The sequence below is a fragment of the Dysgonomonas sp. HGC4 genome (genome assembly GCF_001261715.1).
Taxonomy (GTDB): domain Bacteria; phylum Bacteroidota; class Bacteroidia; order Bacteroidales; family Dysgonomonadaceae; genus Dysgonomonas_A.
In genome coordinates this window covers 1-1,515 of sequence record NZ_CVRU01000053.1, presented here as the reverse complement: position 1 = coordinate 1,515, position 1,515 = coordinate 1, and the positions used below count along the sequence as shown (strand labels likewise).

Genomic DNA, 1,515 nt, shown 5'->3' with positions numbered 1-1,515 from the left:
CTGACTACGGATCAGAAGGTTCCAGGTTTGAATCCTGGCGCGGTCACTACAGAAGCACTTATAACGAAAGTTGTAAGTGCTTTTTTTGTTGTGGGTTGAGGTGGTTTGGTGGGCTTTCAATGGGTTTTGTAAACCATATGTAAACCACAAATTAAGATGAGTTGTACAGTTAATGTATTGTGTTACAAATCAAAAATATTATCAAATGGTGAGCATCCTTTAATGATTTGTATCTCCAAAGAAAGTAAGAGAAAATATTTAAGTCTTGGTGTATCAATCTTACCTCAACATTGGGACTTTGATAAGAATAAACCTAAAAAGAATTGTCCTAATAAAGACTTAATTCAGAGGCTTATTAATGAGAAGATTAACCTTTATACAGAACACATATTAGAACTAAATACTATTCATAAAGAGTTCACAATAACCAATTTAATTGATAAGGTTAATGGAGTATCAAGTAAATGTACTGTTCAACAATTGTTTGATATACATATTGAACAACTAAAGAAAGAGGGGAGATTGAAGTATGCTTCAACTTTCAAGGAATTAAAGGACTCTCTAATTGATTTTAATTTTCATTTGGACATTCTCTTCTCTGATATTGATGTTAATTGGCTTAAAAAATATGAATCATGGCTAAGATCAAAAGGGTTAGTGAGTAATTCAATAGGGGTAAGGTTTAGAACCTTAAGAGTGCTTTTTAATAAGGCTATTGAAGAAAAACTGGTTAAGGAAGAGTATTACCCATTTAAAACTTACAAAGTCTCTAAACTGCATCAAGAAACAGTAAAAAGGTCACTTGCTAAACTTGATATTGAGAGAATAGTCAGCTATAAGACTGATAGGGTATATACTCAACTAGCCATTGATCTGTTTTACTTCTCCTACCTCTCTGGTGGTATTAATTTTGTTGATATATCCTATCTTACAGAAAGTAATATTGTAGATCAGAGATTGGTTTATATTAGGAGAAAAACAAAGAAGCTGATTAAGATACCTATACAGGATAAAGCATCTGAAATAGTATTGAAATACAAGCAGCAAGATAACCCTTACTTATTTCCTATACTATCTACATTTCATAAGACTGATATACAGAGAGTCAATAGAGTTAATAAAGTCTTAGCTATAATCAATAAAAGTTTGAAGGGTATTGGCGAAGAACTTAATCTACCTATTGATTTAACTACCTATGTAGCAAGACACAGCTATGCAACTGTTTTAAAGAGGTCTGGTGTATCTACTTCTATCATAAGTGAATCATTGGGGCATAGCTCTGAGAAAGTGACTCAAATCTATTTAGATAGCTTTGAAAGTAGTCAGATAGATGAAGCTATGAAGAATTTGTTATAACTTTGAGGAAGAGGATATTTATATTCCTCTTCCCTTTAATCATAAAGAAATATGAAGTCCAAAGAAATTAATAGAATAGTTTTCCATTCAAAGGAAGATATGGCAAGTTCGCATTATTTACAGAGGGTAGAAGAACTATTATATAATATCAATATAGAA

1 protein-coding gene is annotated in these 1,515 nt (G+C 31.6%); it reads left to right on the top strand.

The features are described from left to right. Positions 1 to 156: 156 nt before the first annotated feature. Positions 157 to 1,356 carry a site-specific integrase gene (locus HGC4_RS04655; RefSeq protein ID WP_050708964.1) on the top strand — a complete coding sequence of 400 codons (1,200 nt, stop codon included), beginning with the start codon at positions 157 to 159 and terminating at the stop codon, positions 1,354 to 1,356. The last annotated feature ends 159 nt before the right edge of the window (positions 1,357 to 1,515 follow it).

Bases quoted from the DNA above. Each gene is read 5' to 3' on its own strand.
- HGC4_RS04655 (WP_050708964.1), top strand. From the start codon at position 157: ATGAGTTGTACAGTTAATGTATTGTGTTACAAATCAAAAATATTATCA.